Origin of the sequence: Acinetobacter sp. YH12049, from assembly GCF_013419875.1 — a bacterium.
GTDB lineage: Bacteria > Pseudomonadota > Gammaproteobacteria > Pseudomonadales > Moraxellaceae > Acinetobacter > Acinetobacter amyesii.
On sequence record NZ_VOZH01000033.1, the window covers coordinates 1 to 18,824 of the forward strand.

Genomic DNA, 18,824 nt, shown 5'->3' on the forward strand with positions numbered 1-18,824 from the left:
TTCGCAAGAGATGCGATGGATGTCTGATGATTTGTAGTCATAAATTTAAGTCCCCACTTGTTTCTAAGTGGGGACTAAATTAAGGCTTATAGGATGAATTCAGAAGGTGTGTTCAGCGGACGCTTACAATTGGCCTAGCAGAGAATTAAATTGTTCGAGTAAGGGAAAACCTTGTTGCAATAAAACAGCACCTTCCTGTGTTAAATGTAGTTGCCGTGTAGTGCGATGAAATAGGCGTAGCCCTAAACTTTGTTCAAGTCTGTGTAGACGGCTACTAGCGACAGAAACAGAGAGATTGGCCTCTTTAGCGGCTTGACTGATTGAACCCAGTGTCGCCATTCGTGTGAATAACTCGAAATCTTCAGTTAGCATTATCAATATAATCAAGAAAGTCTTTCTTGATATTCAGGGTTTTTCTGATAAATATCTGTGCCTATTCTGTGTATAAATCAAACACAGGAAATCACCATGAACTATCACAATCTAGGGCAATCTGGCTTACAAGTTTCAGAGTTCGGCTTTGGTGCAGGTACATTTGGCGGGCAAGGCCCTATTTTCTCTGCATGGGGGCAATCGAGTTTAAATGATGCTCAGCGCATGATTGATCTGTGTATTGATCAAGGCGTGAATTATTTCGATACCGCAGATGCTTATTCAAATGGTGCCTCAGAGCAGATGCTCGGTGCATTACTTCAATCAAAACGCCAAGAGGTGATTATTTCCAGCAAAGTGGGTATCCGATTGAATGATGGAATCAATCAAGGTGGATATTCTAGAAGCTATTTAATACAAGCCGTGGAGGCGAGTTTAAAACGGTTAGGCACAGATTATATTGATGTGCTGCAGCTGCATCAGTTTGATAGCACGACGCCACTTGAGCAGCTGATGCGCAGTTTAGATGACTTGGTACGTAGTGGAAAAATTCGCTATATCGGTGCATCGGATTTTTCAGGCTGGCAGCTTATGAAAGCACAGTCGATTGCCCAACAGCAGGGCTATGAAAAGCTAAGTGTGCATCAAGTCTATTATTCTTTGATTGGACGTGACTATGAATGGGAGTTGATGCCTGCGCAGCATGATCAGCAGATTGGTGCAGTGGTTTGGAGTCCGTTGGGCTGGGGGGAGATTAACAGGAAAATTTGATCGTGAGCATGCGATTCCAAAGCAAAGTCGGCTGCATGAAACAGCACAATTCGCACCGCCAGTTCGACATGAAAAGTTATTTGCAGTGTTAGATGTTATGCAAGAAATTGCCATGGAAACAGGGCACTCTATCCCGCAGATTGCATTGAATTGGCTGAAAACCAGACCGACTGTGTCTAGTATTTTGATAGGCGCACGTAATGAACAGCAACTGTTGGATAACCTTGCGGCGAAAGATTGGTCGTTAAGCGTAGAGCAGTTAGCCCGATTAGACGCAGTCAGTGCAGTGTATCCACCTTATCCATACTATCCCTATTGGAATGGGCAATTTACAGAGAAGAATCCCACGCTAGTGACATCAGCATTTATTACAGAACATACAGCATAATAGGGCAATAACAATTCAGTGGTAGGCAATGATCAGTTCTCTGTGCTATCACTGAATAAAATTAAAATACTGTAGGAATGCTGATGAGTGTCGTGATTGAAACCCAGATGTTAATTCGTAAGTCCATCAATATCGTATTTAATGCTTTTGTTGATCCTTTAATAACACAGCATTTTTGGTTTAGTGCATCGAGTGGCTATCTAGAAGAACGTAAAACCGTGCAATGGACTTGGCAGAAATATAATGCAGTCGCCGATGTAGACGTGCTGAGTATTAAGGAAAACAAATTAATTCAAATACAGTGGGGAGAACCAAAAACTCAAGTCGATTTTATTTTTGAGCAGATTAGCCCGATGGAAACCTACGTTCGTATCAAAAATTCAAAGATTCCTCTGCAAGGTCAGGCATTAATTGATTTTATTATCGATAGTACAGGTGGTTTTACAACGGTTTTGGATGCAGCCAAAATTTATTTAGAACATGGCCTGCAAAGCAATTTGGTTGAAGATAAATTTCCACCTTTTAGCAATGCGAACTTTTAGCAATGTGAAGAGCGACCAAGATTAAGCATTACATCTGATACGCTAAAATAAAAAGCTTGTGTATTGGTACAAGATTTCTAAGCAATGTGCTGATGTACTGACATTTGATAAAACCGCGGTTCAATGCTGCTGCAGTGAATTAACGATTCTTATGTTCTTCACGCTTTAAATAGGTATAAACCGGCATCTGCATTTTGGCTTTTTCGCGCAGTTTCTTTTTGATATAGAACACCAGTGCAAAGCAAGTGGTGGTCACGGTCAGCATCATACTACTCATAAAACTCATCAGAGAACTGATATAGCCAATCGTGGTGAGTCGGTTCATCATACGGAACACTTGAGGGCTACTTTCAACGCCGGTAATAGCCCATGTGCATAAGTGTTCACAGTTATTAATAATCAGATGATAGTTGTTTTCATGCATGCGAGAGCGCATACGACGCACCACTTTACGACCTTTAAATTTTGGATTGCTATATGACTGAACGATAATTTTTTTGCCGTGGCTGAATTTTTCGATCGAAGTCATTTCAATTGGATGTTTTTTGAAAAGGTGTGCAAAACCAGAGTAGTGAATGACTCTACCGCGGCCGGCATATATGCCATGATGGCTATAACCGAAGTGTTTAACAATAAGATGTGTTCCAAGAGGAAAACCATCTTTCTGCACGTGCATGAATTTACCAGTCCTACTTTAATTCCGAATTATTTTTAAAGATTAGTCTACTTTTAATCTGTGAATTAATCGACTATTTTAGCGATGATTTAGCTAAAATTTGTTCGATTTTTAACGCACGCTATGGATAGGGTCATGCTTGGTGTTCAATCAACCTTAATGTTTAAAAAAATGCGCTTTATGATGCTGCTCGGTCTGATTTTCTCACCGACTATTTCTTATGCCAATATTCAAGCGAAACGTGTCAGTCAGCCCATTGCTGTGGATGTGGTTGAAATTTCGGATCTGAGTCAACTAAAGCTCTATTTATATGATGCAGAGCAGCAGCCATATCGAGACTTACAGCGTTTAAAGCAGGCATTAGCGCGTAAATGTAATACGATGAACTTCGCAATGAATGCAGGGATGTATCATGCAGACTTAGCGCCTGTTGGTCTTTACGTTGAAAATGGGCTGCAGAAAAAAGCCTTGAATCGTGCAACACGAGGCTTTGGTAATTTTTTAATTCAGCCGAATGGTGTTCTGGCATGGAATGACAAGCAAGCGGTGATATTAACTACACAAAAATATGCTTCCACAGATTTTAAGGCACGTTATGCAACGCAGTCAGGTCCAATGCTGGTGGTAGATGGAAAAATCAATCCAAACTTTATCCCACAGTCAGATTCATTGAAAATCCGCAATGGTGTGGGGATCAAAAACGGCAAGTTGTATTTTGTGATCAGTCGTGAAGGCGTGTCATTTTATGCATTTGCACAATATTTTAAGCAGCAATTATCGATTAACAATGCCTTGTATTTAGATGGATCTGTGTCTAGTGCAGAAATCCAAGCGTTGAATAGACATGATTCAAGTTTGAAAGCTTTAGGACCAATTGTAGCGTATACAACAGCATTTCAATGCAAACAATAAAAGCCCGAATGGTCGGGCTTCATGTATACAGTCTTTAGATTGATAGCAACTACTGTTTATTTGCCAACTAAACCTAAAAAGGTACTTTGGGTTTGGCACATTTGAATGGCTTGTTCTTTAGATTGTTGCTTAATACTTTCTTCAAACTGTTTTTTCTGTTCTTTGATTTGCTCTTCGTTTAAGCCCATTTGTTTCGATAGGGCTTCGAGTTTATCCCAAGATTCTTCGCATTCTTTGGGGATTTGGCTACAAGCACTTAGACTGAGTATGCAGCAGGCAATAAGGCAACTTGTTAATTTATTCATGTTCATTCCTTTAATTTTTATATCAATGCTGTTTAGAGGTCTTCGGCATCATATTTGATGCAATATTGGGTTTTATTGTCGAGTGCTTAAAAATTATATATCGCTAATTTGCCTTGGAGCATAGCATAAAAGTTGTAAATTACGATGTGGCCGACTCACAAAACCTGATCTGTAAATAAGCGGCATCATTATGATTATTTTAAAAATGAAAAAGGCACTCTGTAAATAGAATGCCTTGTTTGAACACTGAATGTTCAGACTCTACTGTAGAGGTAGATGCTGGATTTCATTTAATTCCTTACGGCTATAACCGCGCGAAGCGAGCACTTTTTTAATACCGAGGATAACATCTTCATCTGTTGCCTTTGTAAGAGCAGCAATAAGCTGTTCATTGGTTTTACAAGAGCAATCATTTTCAACACAGGCAATTTGATTCTTATGCCCGTTTTGCTGTTCATTAGCGAACAACTTATGCCAAAAACTCATAGAGCCTTCATTTGCGACCTAACATAGGACGAAATATAACCAATCCAATAAATAAAGCAAGACTACTAAAGTGAAATTTTAGCCACTTGAATCATCATTTTTTCGATTGGACTTTTAAAATCTTTAACTTATTTGTTCTTAAAGCTGTTCATAAATATGCATGTGACGAGAAAATAAAGCTTTTTTAGCATATAAAAAAGGAGCTTTTAGAAAGCTCCTTTTATGACAGCAACATGACTTGAAATAATTTGTTTAAATCTTCTCAAGAAACACACCAGACTCTACATGGTGTGTATAAGGGAACTGATCAAACAAGGCAAATTTGCTGATTTTATGCGTTTGTGAAAGCAGTTTGAGATTGTCATGCAAAGTATCTGGGTTGCAAGAAATATAGATAATACGTTCAAAACGTTGTAACAGTTTTAGTGTTTCATCATCTATACCTGCACGCGGTGGATCGACAAATACCGTATCGAAGTTATAGCTTGAAATTTCAATCTCAGCTTCTTCAAGGCGGCGGAATGTACGTTCAGCATTGTAGGCTTGGGTAAACTCTTCAGCTGATAGACGAGCCACTTGGATATTATCAATGCCATTTTGCTCAATATTCCACTGCGCGGCATAAACTGAAGACTTGGCTAATTCTGTTGCCAAAACGCGATTAAAGCGTGTTGAAAGAGGCAGCGTAAAATTACCATTACCACAGTAGAGCTCAAGTAAGTCTTGGTCTGAGTGATCCGCAACCTGACACGCCCATTCCAGCATTTTTTGACATACGCCGGCATTGGGCTGCGTGAAGCTACTTTCGATTTGTTTGTACTGATATTTACGGTCAAACACTTGGAGTTCTTCAACCACATAGTCATCAGTCAAAATCACGCGCTGACCACGACTACGACCATAAATCTTGATATTGAGTTTTTCAGATAGGGCTTTGGCAGCAACTTCCCATTCAGCATTGAGTGGGCAGCGGTAAACCAATGAAACCAGCATTTCACCTTTCAGCGTTGCTAAGAAATGAACCTCAAATAAACGGCTAGATAAGATCTTTTGCGCCTTGAGTTCATTTAATAATAAGGGCATTAAATCATTAATGCTTTTATCTGCAATCGGGAAATCTTTAATTTCGACAACTTGTTTTTCATTGTCTGAATTGCGTTCAAACATTGCATAGAACATATCATTTTCAGTATGCCAAATTCGGAATTCCGCTCGCATACGAAAGTTTTGTTCAGCAGAAGGAAAAACTTCTAAACAGGGAGGGTTGTATTCTGAAAATTGAGCCGTAATGCGGGCAACTTTGGCATCAAGTTGTTGCTGATAAGTTGAAGTCATATGCAGTAAAAAATCGCAAACATATTAAAAAAAGTCATGTTAGCAAAATTCACCTTATAAGACTAAATTAATTCCACTTTTGGCTGTATTTATCTGTCGAGAAAATGAGTCTGAATACGCTAAACAGAACTTTTATCGAGGGGAAGTTAAAAAAACGCTCAATCTTTATGGAACATTCATAAAGATTGAGCTAAGTGAGGAACTGATTAGTTGGAGTTCATTCCAACATTTAATTCATCGTCATTAAGCTGGCATTACCACCGGCTGCCGCAGTATTGACACTGATTGCACGCTCAATCACGAAACGTTCTACAGGGATGTCATATAGGCCTGAAGCTAAATGCGTAATGCCAATAATTGCACCTTCACGAGACGCGATGACTTGTTGAACTTTTAATAACTCAGCTTTTTCACCATGGTGTAAAACTGCATCAAAATTGCCATGATAAATATCCGTGATCACTTTAAATTGGTCCACGAGGATTTTCGGCATACTATTTAAGTGTTTCAACACAAAAGTATTGTCTGCAAGTACCACAGGCTGACTACCTACCGATAAAATCGCAGCAATTTGATTCAGTTGATCTGCATCATTATTAGCCAGAGAAAGCACACCTTTACGTGCCAAAATGGCATATTGGTTGTTTTCACCAGTTGGGCCTTGCAGTTCAAAACTTTGTCCTGCGGCTATGGCCTGCGGTGCTTGAATAGCAATGCCTGCAAAATGTTGCTTTGCCCAAGTGTTAAAAGCCTCATATGCAGGGAAGTGTGCAGCTTGCGTTTCTGCCTGAGCTGCATACGGTGAAGCTAATTTTTTTTCTGAAACTTGATGCATTAAACGGTAAAGATATAATGGACCGCCAGCTTTTGGACCTGTACCTGATAAGCCTTCGCCGCCAAAAGGTTGTACACCTACTACTGCACCTACAATATTACGGTTAATGTACAGGTTGCCGACTTCTGCATGACCGATGACTTTTTGAATCGTGTCATCAATACGTGTATGCAAGCCCATGGTTAAACCATAACCTTTGGCATTAATTTGCGTTAATAGGTTTTCAATTTCACCATATTTATAAGTGATTAAATGCAATACTGGCCCAAAAACTTCACGTTCTAAATCATTTAAATGTGGCAGTTCAATCAATGTTGGTGCAACGAAGGTTCCCGTACTTAAGGTATTGCCATCAGCATTAAACATGATTTGATGTACTGGATAGCCTTTGCTACGCATCTTCTCAATATGTTTTTCAATATTTTGTTGTGCTTCAAGGTCGATCACTGGGCCAATGTCAGTTGCTAAAAGTGAAGGATTTCCAACACGAAGTTGCTTCATCGCACCTTGTAACATGGTACGGACAACGTCCACATTATCTTCTTGTACACAGAGAATACGTAGGGCAGAACAGCGTTGACCTGCACTGTCATAGGCAGAGTTAACGACATCCAATACCACTTGTTCTGTCAATGCTGATGAGTCAACAATCATGGCATTTTGACCACCAGTTTCAGCAATCAAAACCACACTTTCGCCAAATTGGTTTAGGCGCTGTGCCACGGTTTTTTGCAAAATACGTGCGACTTCCGTTGAGCCTGTAAACATGATGCCTTGGACACGTGAGTCCGTGCTGAGTTTGGCACCAATGGTTTCGCCACGTCCAGGAAGGAGTTGCAATACATCAAACGGAACACCTGCTTCCCATAAAATATGTACAGCTTGAGCAGCAATCAGAGGCGTTTGTTCAGCAGGCTTGGCAATCACGGTATTACCTGCAACCAAGGCCGCCGCAATTTGACCTGTGAAAATAGCAAGCGGGAAGTTCCACGGGCTAATGCACAGCACAGTGCCAAGAGGTTCAATTTGCGTATTTTCTGCTAGATCAATCATTTGAGCCGCATAATAACGTAGAAAATCTACAGCTTCTCGAACTTCAGCAATAGCATTGGCATAAGTTTTACCACTTTCACGTGACAACAACACCATGAGAGATTGCAATTGTGCTTCCATCAAATCCGCTGCACGGTTTAAGCATGCTGCACGCTGGTCTTTGGCTAAAGTTTTCCATGAAGCTTGGGCATTTACCGCATTATTGAGAGCGATTTCCGCTTGTTCTAAACTGGCTTCGCTGACACTGCCGACCACATCACTACGGTTTGCAGGGTTTGTAATGTTGATACTTGCAGTATTAATTTCTTCTAAATTAGCGCCCATTGCACTAGCATGCCACTGGGTATGTGCATGTTGTACGGCCGTGGTATTGAGCTGAGATAAGTCGCGATCATTGGCTAAATCGAGTCCTTTTGAGTTGCGACGTTCTGTGCCATACAAATCTTGCGGAAATGGGATAGAAGGATGCTTAGCTCCAGTAATACCTTCTTTTTCAGCCGTCGCTAATATCGTCTGTCTTGGATTTTCAATTAAATCTTCAATTTTTAAATTTTTATCTGCAATACGGTTGACGAAAGAGGTATTCGCACCATTTTCCAGTAAACGTCGTACCAAATAGGCCAATAAGGTTTCATGGTTACCCACTGGTGCATAAATACGACAAGGCACACCCAGTTTGTTATCAGACTTCGAACCCACCACTTGTTCATAGAGGGGTTCACCCATGCCGTGAAGGCACTGAAATTCATACTGGCCTGGATAGTAAAGCTCTGGCTGTGCTAATTGGTAGATCGTAGCAACGGTTTGCGCATTGTGTGTTGCAAACTGAGGATAAATTTGCTCAGGCGCTGCCAAGAGCTTTTTAGCACATGCAATATAAGACAGGTCGGTATGAACTTTGCGCGTAAATACAGGATAGTCACTCATACCTTCAATTTGCGCTTTCTTAATTTCGCTGTCCCAGTATGCACCTTTCACTAAGCGGATCATTAAACGTTTTTGGCTACGCTTAGCGAGGTCAATAATATGGTCGACCACATATAAACAGCGTTTTTGGTAGGCTTGAATCACAAATCCAATACCTTTCCAATCCGCTAATTTAGGCTCAAAACATAGGCGCTCAAGTAGTTCCAAAGAAATTTCAAGGCGGTCAGTTTCTTCAGCATCAATGTTTAGACCAATGTTGTAATGCTTGGCTAATACAGCAAGTTCTAGCACTTTGCCATAAAGCTCGTCATGCACACGGTCGATCTGTGTACGTTGGTAGCGTGGGTGTAGGGCAGATAATTTGATCGAAATACCTGCGCCGTTATAAACATCCTTACCTTCAGAAGCTTGACCAATCGCGTGGATCGCATCGGTATAGTCTTGATAATAACGTTCTGCATCAGGTTCAGTTAATGCTGCTTCACCCAACATGTCATATGAATAGCGGAAGCCTTTGTCTTCTAAAATTTCTGCATGTTTAAGCGCTTCATTGATGGTTTCACCAGTAACAAACTGTTCACCCATCATGCGCATAGCCACATCGACAGCTTTACGGATAATGCCACGTCCACTGCGTGCTAAAATACCGGTGAGTAGGCTAGACAGACTTTTTTGTTGAGGGGTTTCCATCAGTTTGCCCGTCAGCATTAATCCCCAAGCAGCAGCATTTACGAACATGAGGCTACTTTGGCCAACATGATCTTTCCAGTTACCTTGGTTGATTTTATCTTTGATCAGTAAATCACGTGTTGCTTTGTCTGGAATACGGAGTAGCGCTTCAGCTAAACACATGAGCGCGATGCCTTCCTGAGAAGACAATGAAAACTCTTGTAGCAAGCCTTGTACAATGCCTGCTTTACCTGCACCGCTTTTACGTTCACGTAATGAATGGGCTAAGTCAAAAGCCAATTGTTGAATTTGATCGCTGATCGGGGAAGGGATTTCACTGTGTGCTAATAAGTTTTCAATGCACTCAGTTTCAGCACGACGCCATGCTGTATTAATCGATTGTTCAAAGCTATTCTTGTCTTTAAATTCAATGATGTAGTCATCGCTTCCCGTGACTTCAAATACTTTTCCATTCATGTTTCAATTTTCCGTGTCAAAGTTCTATGACGAGCAAATAAATCTTGAGCTTGATCCTTTATTTAATTTATCATCACAGAATATTTAGCGAATAACTCACTATAGTTTTAATAATATTTAGAGAAAAATTCAGATGACTAGCCCATATTTGAGCTTAGACCGTATAGATATTCGAATTTTAGAGCTGCTGCAAGACGACGGAAAATTGTCCAATATTAAGCTTGCAGAAATGGTGAATTTATCACCCACTGCGGCGTTGGCACGTGTGCAAAAATTATCGAAAGAGGGCTTTATTTTAGGCTATGAAGCACGTTTAAATCCGGTCTTACTCAACAATGGATTTGTGGTTTTTGTAGAGATTTTACTAGATAAAACCACGCCCAATGGATTGGAAGATTTTTCGGATGCAGTGCGTCAAATTCCAGAAATCGTAGAATGTCATATGATCAGCGGTGGTTTTGATTTTGTAGTGAAAATACGCTGCGCAAATATGGAAGAATTTAGAAAAATTTCAGGGCAGGTGCTTTGGCAGCTACCCGGCATCAAGGAAACGCGCAGTTATCCTGTGATGGAAGTGATCAAAGAAAGTATGCAAATTAAGCTGAAACCTGCGGCTCGGCCGAAGTAGCTAATCATCAATAATCGAGTATAAAAAAGGGGCATTTAGCCCCTTTTTGGTGTCAGAAATTTTAGATTTCAGACATTTCTTTTTGATATTGTGCTTCGGCTTTTTCAAAGCGTTCAACAACTTCAGCCTCAGGTGCTTTGCCCAATAAGCTCACGACAACGATACTGATTGCAGAGAAAATAAAGCCTGGAATGATTTCGTATAAACCAAGGTGGCCTAAGTAGTTTTTCCACACGATTACAGTCACAGCACCCACGATCATGCCAATGATTGCTCCGTTAAGCGTCATACGTTTCCACAGCAATGAAAGAATAATCAGTGGGCCAAATGCAGCTCCGAAACCTGCCCATGCATAAGCTACTAGGCCTAAAACTTTACTTGCAGGGTTCATTGCAAAGGTGATTGCAAATACGGCAATTGCCAAGACCATCGCACGTCCAATCCAAACCAATTCTTTTTGCGATGCGTTTTTACGAATAAAACCTTTGTACAAATCTTCCGTCAAGGTGGTTGAACACACCAATAACTGGCAGCTGAGTGTGCTCATCACCGCAGCTAAAATTGCGGCTAAAATAATCCCTGCAATCCACGGATTGAATAGAATTTTAGTCAATTCCATAAATACCGTTTCAGGGTTGGCATTAACGACGCTTGCCAGTTCTGGGTGGACTTGGAAGTAAGCAATGCCGATATAACCCGCAGCTACAGCACCACCTAGACACAGGATCATCCATGTCATACCAATGCGACGTGCATTCGGAATGGATTTAACAGAATCGGCTGCCATAAAGCGAACCAAAATATGCGGTTGACCAAAATAGCCTAAGCCCCACGCCATGCTGGATAAAATCGCCACTGTACTTAAACCTTCAAATAAATTAGAAGCTTGTGGGCGAGCTGTTTCCAAAATAGCAGCAAGATTTTGACTGTTATCACCTAAAGCAAGGTAGGCGATGATCGGTGTGATCAGTAGTGCAAAGATCATCAGACCGGCTTGGAAAGTATCGGTCCAACTAATCGCTAAGAATCCACCAATGCAGACATAGCTGATGGTTGCAATTGCACCAATCCACAGTGCGGTTGTGTAGTTCCAACCGAATAAACTTTCGAAAAGTCGTGCGCCAGCCACCATGCCAGAAGCACAGTAAATCGCAAAGAACACTAAAATCACTACAGCTGAAATGATACGTAAAATCTTTTTATGGTCTGCAAAACGGCTCGTGAAATAATCGGGCAGGGTCAGGGCATTATTTTGATATTCGGTATGAACACGCAAGCGACCTGCAACGATCAGCCAGTTCAACCAAGCACCGATAATTAAGCCGATTGCAATCCAAGCTTCAGAAAGACCAGATAGATAAATTGCACCAGGGAGACCCATGAGTAGCCAACCACTCATGTCGGATGCACCTGCTGAAAGTGCAGTCACAACACTTCCTAAACTTCGTCCACCTAAAATGTATTCGTCAAAGTTATGCGTTGCTTTGTAGGCATACAAACCAATGGCAAGCATTGCAAGAATATAAAAAATAAAGGTGACTAATGTCGGGTTTAAATGGCTCATAGGCGGTTCGTCCTTAATGAAAGCAAATCATCTCTGTCCTAGATGAAAATTTGTACTTCTGTCGTAAGTCGCAGATTCAAGCACGATTTAAAAATTACACTCTGTAACCTTTAAGCATATTTTATGTATGTTTTGCGTAAATGATATTTTTTCTTATTACAAATCGAATTTTTTATTGTGCTGCTGAAATGTTGTACAGAAGGGAATTTAAATTTTGAAATGTAAATCTACTTAAGACTTTTCATCACAAAAAGAGAACTAATGAAATTAGGTAAAAATTACACAATGTTACATGGTGAACAAGAAATGTGCATTTGAATTATTTGGTTGCAAATGTGCATCACATCATCTGTAGTGAGATGATTTGAACAGGTCGAATATGAGGTATGCACAGTCTTGGTGCGTAATTAGAGGGAATGCGCAGTGACAACGGTTCAAATGGAAAAAACGAGAATAGAGCATGATTTATTGGGGGATAAAGCAGTCCCGCAGTCATGTTATTACGGTATACATACATTGCGTGCCATCGAAAACTTTCAAATATCAAAGCAGCATGTCGGACAAAATTTAAACTTTGTACGCGCTATTGCTCAGGTAAAAAAAGCGTCAGCAGAAACCAATTACCAATTTAACTTAATACAAGATGATATTCGCCAAGCGATTCAGCAGGCGTGTGATGCATTGATTGATCATCCAGAACAATGGGCAGATTCATTTCCAATTGATATTTATCAAGGTGGAGCAGGCACTTCTATTAACATGAATGCCAATGAAGTCATTGCCAATATTGCTCTTGAATCACTCGGAGATGCAAAAGGCAGTTATCAACGAATTCATCCAAACGACCATGTCAATAAGTCACAATCGACCAATGATGTCTATCCAACAGCGCTGCGTCTAGCGACATATAGTGCTTTTGATGCTTTATTTGGGGTGTTAAATCAGCTAATTGTAAGCTTACATGTTAAAGCCGATGAGTTTAAACATGTCATCAAAATGGGGCGTACACAGTTACAAGATGCTGTTCCGATGACATTGGGGCAAGAGTTCCGAGCATTTGCAACATTATTAAAAGAAGATTTGAAGTTGATTGAACAAAATCGACAGCTTTTATTGGAAATTAATTTAGGTGCGACGGCAATTGGTACTGGTGTGAATTCTCCTGGAGGTTATGCGGCCAAGGCCGTTGAAAATCTAGCTCATTTGACCGGTCTAAAATTGCAAGGTGCAGAAGACTATGTCGAAGCAACCAGCGATTGTGGCGTATTTATTTTATTATCGAGTTGCTTAAAACGTTTAGCTGTCAAACTTTCTAAAATTTGTAATGACTTACGTCTTTTAAGTTCTGGGCCACGTACAGGTTTAGCGGAAATTCGATTACCTGAGTTACAAGCAGGTTCGTCGATCATGCCTGCAAAGGTCAATCCCGTGATCCCAGAAGTGGTCAACCAAATTGCATTTCGAGTAATGGGGAATGATTTAACCATCACTTTAGCCGCAGAAGCAGGGCAATTACAATTAAATGTCATGGAGCCGGTGATTGCATTGTCCATGAATGAATCGATTGAGCTTTTGGTGAATGCCGTAAAAACATTAGACAGCAAATGCATTCAAGGGATTCAGGCAAATGAGCAAGCATGTTTTGATGCTGTGATGCGTAGTGTAGGAATCGTGACCTTACTCGATCCATATTTAGGTCATGCAAATTGTGATGAAATCGGTAAGCAATGTATTGCTGAAAATAAAACCATTCGCCAAGTGGTTTTAGAGCAAGAGCTGTTAACTGAAAGTCAATTGGATGAAATTTTCTCGATTGAAAATCTAGTTTCTGAAGTGACACCATTTAGTATGCCACTCGCTCAAGTGAGTTAAATGCTTATTTAGGACTTTTAAATAGCTAAATGGTGGGTAAATGACGAAGGTTAATCCTTCGTTTTTTATTTGAAGAAATCAGTGGTAAAGCTAGAGAACTAATCTGAGCAGTGATGTATTAAGTCTCTAATAGGAACTTAATTTCTAAAAGAAAGTATTGGGTTGAAAAGAAAACGCTATATTTACTTAAGATCGTAATTATAGTTCTATATTTACTCTTGAAGATTTGGATGAAAAATTTAGCGCATAGATCTAGTCAGAACAGCTTTAACTTGCCCCAAAAAGGACGTAATCGAAGTACAATAGGTTTTTTTATCATGTTGTAGATAGTCAGATGTTTAATAAGTTAGTCGATTTATTCAAAGGCGCTAAAGAGTCGCCTGAGCAACTTTACTTAGAAGAACACCACATTCAATATGATGAAACTCAGGGCTATATCATTGAAGGTATAGTTTTAAATACATTGTCTGAACGTATGGAATATCTGTCAAATAGAAAAATGACAAATTTCGATGATTTAAAACAGCTCTATGCCACTGCAATGATTATCAATGAAAAAATAGACCTGGAAATTGCAAGTCAACGCTTTGTTGCACGATTAGGCAATACTGAAGAAAATCTGTTGCAGTTTAAACTCTATGTCAAACTATTGAATGATTATTATCGTCAATTCATCCGTGATCGTAAGTAAGTGAATGGACTGCAGTGTTTGAGTTTGATGGGTGCGTTAATGGTACTCATCAATAGAAAATACAATCGCAAATCCATATTGGTTAAAACACTGTATATAGTTGCTTAAATCTCGGAATGTAAAAAGCATCGTGTTAATATGATCACTAAGTGATTAAAACATTAAAAGCTATTTACATCATGTTCCAGCAAGAAATTTCACAACTCAATCTTAAACAGCTCAAAGCTGGCGAAAAGCGGTGGGTCGGAAACTTACAAGGCTCATCTGCTGCATTATTATTTAAAGAAATTAGCAAACAATCGAAACAGTTGTTTGTGATTGTAGCACGTAATAATCAGCATCTCGGGCAGTTAGAAAGTGAGCTGGAATTTTACGGAATTAAGCCGACTATTTTCCCAGATTGGGAAATTTTACCTTATGACCGGCTGTCGCCACATCAAGATATCGTTTCTGAACGCTTGGCGATTTTGTCTAATATGCCACAGCAAGGCGTGTTGTTGGTTTCAGCAACAACTTTAGCGCAGCGAGTTGCACCGGCATCTTGGGTATTAGGTGAACACTTTGATATTAAAGTAGGTCAAAAATTTGATATCGAACAACAAAAATTAAGATTAGTACAAGCGGGCTATCACTTGGTGGATACCGTTTATGATCATGGTGAATTTGCAGTACGCGGCAGCATCATGGATATTTACGCTTCGGGGCAAAGTTCACCGATTCGTATTGACTTATTTGATGATGAAATCGATACCCTCAAATTCTTTGATCCTGAAACTCAGCGAACCACCCAAAACTTAGATCATTTTACGGTTTTACCTGCAAAAGAATTTCCATTAAAAGAAGCACGTTCACTGTTTCGTGATCGATATGCGGAAAATTTTCCGACGGCAAATCCAAAGAAAAATCCAATTTATCAAGATGTACAAGACGGTATAGCTTCACCAGGTATTGAGTTTTATTTTCCGTTATTCTTCTCTGAACAAGCCATGCGAGAGCAAAGTACGCTTTTTTCGTACTTACCAGAGAATGGCATTGTCATTACAGATAAAGCCATAGATGACACTTTGATTCAGTTTTGGTCGGATATTGTGCGTCGTTATGAAGACCGCCGTCATAATGTTGACCAACCGATTTTGCCGCCAGATCAGATTTTCCTACAACCAAATCAAGTGTTAGAACAATTAAATCTTTGCCGTCGTATCGTGGCTTCGCCTGAGGCTTTTGATGAACGCAATGGCGTGATCAATCTTGCAGCTGAGATTCCACCCCGTTTACCTGTCGATCCTAAACGTGAAAAGCCATTTTCTGCGGTTAAGGATTATATCGATGCGGCAAATTATCCGGTGCTTTTAGTGGCTGAAAGCGCTGGTCGACGTGAAACTTTAAAAGATGCATTGCGCCCAAGTTTGGGTGATATTCCAACGGTCGAAAGTTTTGATGATTTTATGCATTCTATGCATGCGATTGCGATCACCAATGCACCCTTAGATCGTGGTTTATTGCTAACTGACAAGCTCAGTGTAATTTCTGAAAATCAGCTTTATGAACACCGTGTGGTTCAACGTCGTCGTAAACGCCAACAGGAAGTATCAGAAGAGTTTCTTGTTCGTAGTTTAACCGAGCTAAGTATTGGCGCACCTGTGGTTCATATTGATTATGGTGTCGGGCGATATGCAGGTTTAATTACCTTGAGTATCGATGACCAAGACCATGAGTTTTTGCAGTTAGACTATGCCGATGCAGCTAAGGTGTATGTCCCTGTAACAAACCTGCATTTAATTAGCCGATACAGTGGTGGTGACCCAGATCTAGCACCATTACATAAATTGGGCACAGATGCATGGTCTAAAGCCAAACGCAAGGCTTTAGAGCAGATCCATGATGTGGCGGCAGAACTTTTACATATTCAAGCACGTCGTCATTCGAAGCCCGGTTATGGATTTGAACTGGATCAAAGTCTCTATATGCAGTTTGCCAGTGGCTTCGCCTATGAGGAAACTTTAGATCAAGCCAATGCTATTGAAGCGACACTGTATGACATGCAACAAGCAAAGCCGATGGATCGTTTGGTTTGTGGTGATGTCGGTTTTGGTAAAACAGAAGTGGCCATGCGTGCTGCATTTGTGGCAGTACAAAATAACAAACAAGTGGCTGTACTTGTTCCAACCACGTTGTTGGCACAGCAGCACTACGAGTCTTTCAAAGATCGCTTCGCGGATTGGCCTGTACGTATTGAAGTCCTTTCACGCTTTGGTTCATCAAAATCACATACTAAAACCATTGAAGACCTCGCAGAAGGCAAAGTGGATATCGTAATTGGTACACATAAAATCTTGCAGGAAAGTGTGCAATTTAAAAATCTCGGTCTCATGATCGTGGATGAAGAGCACCGTTTTGGTGTGCGTGATAAAGAGCGAATTAAAGCCTTACGTGCCGATGTTGATATGCTGACGCTAACTGCAACGCCTATTCCACGTACGCTGAATATGGCTTTTAGTGGTATGCGTGATCTATCTATTATTGCAACGCCACCTGCACGTCGTCTTGCTGTGAAAACCTTTGTGCAAGAACATACTGGGGATTCGATCAAAGAAGCCATCTTGCGTGAACTGCTACGTGGCGGGCAAGTGTATTTCTTACACAATGAAGTGGAAACCATTGAACGTACGGCAGAAACTTTACGAGAATTGGTTCCTGAAGCACGTATCGCGGTAGCACATGGTCAAATGCGTGAGCGTGAGCTAGAGCAAATCATGCAACAGTTCTATCATAAAGAATATAACGTGCTGGTGTGTTCAACCATTATTGAAACTGGGATTGATGTGCCAAACGCCAATACCATTTTGATTGAACGTGCAGATAAACTGGGGCTGGCGCAGTTGCACCAATTACGTGGTCGTGTCGGCCGATCGCACCATCAAGCATACGCCTATTTACTTGTACCTTCGCTCAAAGGCTTAAAGGGTGATGCTGAAAAACGCCTAGATGCCATTTCGCGTGCATCAACTTTGGGCGCGGGTTTCATGTTGGCTACAGAAGACTTAGAAATTCGTGGTGCAGGTGAGTTGCTGGGTGAACAGCAAAGTGGCTCAATGCAAACCATCGGTTATAGTCTATATATGGAAATGCTTGAAAAAGCCACCAAAGCCATTCAAAAAGGCAAAACACCTAATTTTGACTCACCATTGTCATTAACGGCTGAAATTAGCATGCATATGCCAGCCTTAATTCCAGATGATTATTTAGGTGATGTACATCAACGGTTATTGTTCTATAAACGCATTAGTAATACGGATACTCAAGAGAAACTCGATAACATTCGTATGGAGTTGATCGATCGTTTTGGCTTACCACCACAAGCAGTTAAGCAGTTATTCTCTGTCCATCAGTTGCGTTTAAAAGCGGAACAATTGGGTATTACTAAAATTGATATCAGCTCACATGGCGGCAGTATTGAGTTCTCGCCAGATACACCAGTTCAAGCCATATCCATCATCCAAATGATGCAAAAGCATCCGACTTTCTTCCGAATGGAAGGTGGACAGCGTCTAAAAGTGATGGTCATGCTCGAAGAATATGACAAACGCATTCAATTTATAAATGACTTATTAGACAGTTTACTGAAGGAATTAGCGCCAAATCACTAGATTTGGCGTATAAATTGCTTGTTTAGAATGAGTAGATTTTTATGCGTGTTTTTTATATAGAAGAAACGCTTGATTTTTTTGAAAAATTTATTAGAGTCATAAGTAAGCAACGTTTTATTCAAATGAAGTTTATTTGTAATGAAACGTTCTGTACAGAATATTCACACCCATAAGGATGTGATAGTATTAGCCATCATTCTAATTTTGCATCATTTATAAAGATATGTTTAGTTTACATCCACAACTTGCTCAAGATACGTTTTATGTAGGCGACTTTCCTCTGTCAACATGTCGTTTGATGAATGATATGCAATTCCCGTGGCTTATTTTGATTCCACGTGTTCCGGGAATTACAGAGCTTTATGAATTAAGTCAGGCAGACCAAGAACAGTTTTTACGTGAGTCAAGCTGGTTATCAAGCCAATTGTCACGTGTATTCCGTGCAGACAAAATGAATGTAGCTGCATTGGGTAATATGGTTCCACAATTACATTTTCATCATGTTGTTCGTTATCAAAATGATATGGCTTGGCCGAAACCAGTTTGGGGTACGCCAGCAGTTCCTTATAACAATGATGTCTTGGCACACATGCGCCAAACACTAATGCTTGCACTACGTGGTCAAGGCGATATGCCTTTTGATTGGCGTATGGACTAATCCCGATTTACGGACA

The 18,824-nt window shown here is 40.4% G+C and carries 13 protein-coding genes and 2 pseudogenes; 8 read left to right on the forward strand and 7 right to left on the reverse strand.

Annotation, left to right across the window (positions count from 1 at the left end; genetic code table 11):
• Window positions 1-147: 147 nt before the first annotated feature.
• Window positions 148-372: pseudogene (locus FTU05_RS13575) on the reverse strand (LysR family transcriptional regulator); the annotation flags it as partial.
• A gap of 96 nt (window positions 373-468) precedes the next feature.
• Between FTU05_RS13575 and FTU05_RS13580 the strand changes: the two are divergent.
• Both FTU05_RS13580 and FTU05_RS13585 read left to right on the forward strand, forming a co-directional pair.
• Window positions 469-1,531, forward strand: a pseudogene (locus FTU05_RS13580) (aldo/keto reductase).
• Window positions 1,532-1,614: 83 nt separating this feature from the next.
• Window positions 1,615-2,073 carry an SRPBCC domain-containing protein gene (locus FTU05_RS13585; RefSeq protein WP_373685313.1) on the forward strand — a complete coding sequence of 153 codons (459 nt, stop codon included), beginning with the start codon at window positions 1,615-1,617 and terminating at the stop codon, window positions 2,071-2,073.
• A 139-nt stretch (window positions 2,074-2,212) separates the two neighbouring features.
• On the opposite strand, the gene FTU05_RS13590 is transcribed toward FTU05_RS13585, so the two are convergent.
• Window positions 2,213-2,749 (reverse strand): lecithin retinol acyltransferase family protein, encoded by a 537-nt coding sequence (locus tag FTU05_RS13590; RefSeq protein ID WP_180115760.1) that lies wholly within the window; start codon window positions 2,747-2,749, stop codon window positions 2,213-2,215.
• A 135-nt stretch (window positions 2,750-2,884) separates the two neighbouring features.
• Between FTU05_RS13590 and FTU05_RS13595 the strand changes: the two genes are divergently transcribed.
• Window positions 2,885-3,661, forward strand: coding sequence for a phosphodiester glycosidase family protein (locus tag FTU05_RS13595; RefSeq protein ID WP_257230132.1), 777 nt, complete (start codon window positions 2,885-2,887; stop codon window positions 3,659-3,661).
• A gap of 56 nt (window positions 3,662-3,717) precedes the next feature.
• Here the strand turns inward: FTU05_RS13595 and FTU05_RS13600 are convergent, their stop codons facing one another.
• From FTU05_RS13600 to putA, 4 genes are all read right to left on the reverse strand, one after another.
• The gene (locus FTU05_RS13600; protein ID WP_168378614.1) at window positions 3,718-3,966 is read right to left on the reverse strand and encodes a hypothetical protein; all 249 of its coding nucleotides are present in this window, start codon (window positions 3,964-3,966) and stop codon (window positions 3,718-3,720) included.
• Window positions 3,967-4,227: 261 nt separating this feature from the next.
• Window positions 4,228-4,452: a hypothetical protein gene (locus FTU05_RS13605; protein WP_168378613.1), complete on the reverse strand. Its 225-nt coding sequence runs from the start codon at window positions 4,450-4,452 to the stop codon at window positions 4,228-4,230.
• 252 nt (window positions 4,453-4,704) lie between these two features.
• Entirely contained in the window at window positions 4,705-5,787 is a 1,083-nt protein-coding gene (trmA, locus tag FTU05_RS13610; protein WP_180165740.1) for a tRNA (uridine(54)-C5)-methyltransferase TrmA, read from the reverse strand.
• A 229-nt stretch (window positions 5,788-6,016) separates the two neighbouring features.
• Complete coding sequence (gene putA, locus FTU05_RS13615) at window positions 6,017-9,748, reverse strand: trifunctional transcriptional regulator/proline dehydrogenase/L-glutamate gamma-semialdehyde dehydrogenase (RefSeq protein ID WP_180165742.1); 3,732 nt, start codon at window positions 9,746-9,748, stop codon at window positions 6,017-6,019.
• Between the two features lie 133 nt (window positions 9,749-9,881).
• Here putA and FTU05_RS13620 point away from each other — a divergent pair, with 133 nt between their 5' ends.
• The gene (locus FTU05_RS13620) at window positions 9,882-10,376 is read left to right on the forward strand and encodes an Lrp/AsnC ligand binding domain-containing protein (RefSeq protein WP_180165744.1); all 495 of its coding nucleotides are present in this window, start codon (window positions 9,882-9,884) and stop codon (window positions 10,374-10,376) included.
• Between the two features lie 61 nt (window positions 10,377-10,437).
• Here FTU05_RS13620 and putP read toward each other — a convergent pair whose 3' ends face one another.
• On the reverse strand, window positions 10,438-11,940 hold the full coding sequence (putP, locus tag FTU05_RS13625) for a sodium/proline symporter PutP (protein ID WP_180165746.1): 1,503 nt from the start codon (window positions 11,938-11,940) through the stop codon (window positions 10,438-10,440).
• A 423-nt stretch (window positions 11,941-12,363) separates the two neighbouring features.
• Here putP and aspA point away from each other — a divergent pair, with 423 nt between their 5' ends.
• The 4 genes from aspA to FTU05_RS13645 all read left to right on the forward strand — a co-directional run bounded on the left by aspA (window position 12,364) and on the right by FTU05_RS13645 (window position 18,808).
• The gene (gene aspA / locus FTU05_RS13630; RefSeq protein ID WP_180165748.1) at window positions 12,364-13,812 is read left to right on the forward strand and encodes an aspartate ammonia-lyase; all 1,449 of its coding nucleotides are present in this window, start codon (window positions 12,364-12,366) and stop codon (window positions 13,810-13,812) included.
• Between the two features lie 334 nt (window positions 13,813-14,146).
• A complete protein-coding gene (locus FTU05_RS13635; RefSeq protein WP_180165750.1) occupies window positions 14,147-14,503 on the forward strand; it encodes a hypothetical protein in 357 nt (118 codons plus the stop codon).
• A gap of 179 nt (window positions 14,504-14,682) precedes the next feature.
• Complete coding sequence (gene mfd, locus FTU05_RS13640; protein WP_180165762.1) at window positions 14,683-18,150, forward strand: transcription-repair coupling factor; 3,468 nt, start codon at window positions 14,683-14,685, stop codon at window positions 18,148-18,150.
• A 223-nt stretch (window positions 18,151-18,373) separates the two neighbouring features.
• Entirely contained in the window at window positions 18,374-18,808 is a 435-nt protein-coding gene (locus FTU05_RS13645) for an HIT domain-containing protein (RefSeq protein ID WP_180165752.1), read from the forward strand.
• Window positions 18,809-18,824: the final 16 nt, after the last annotated feature.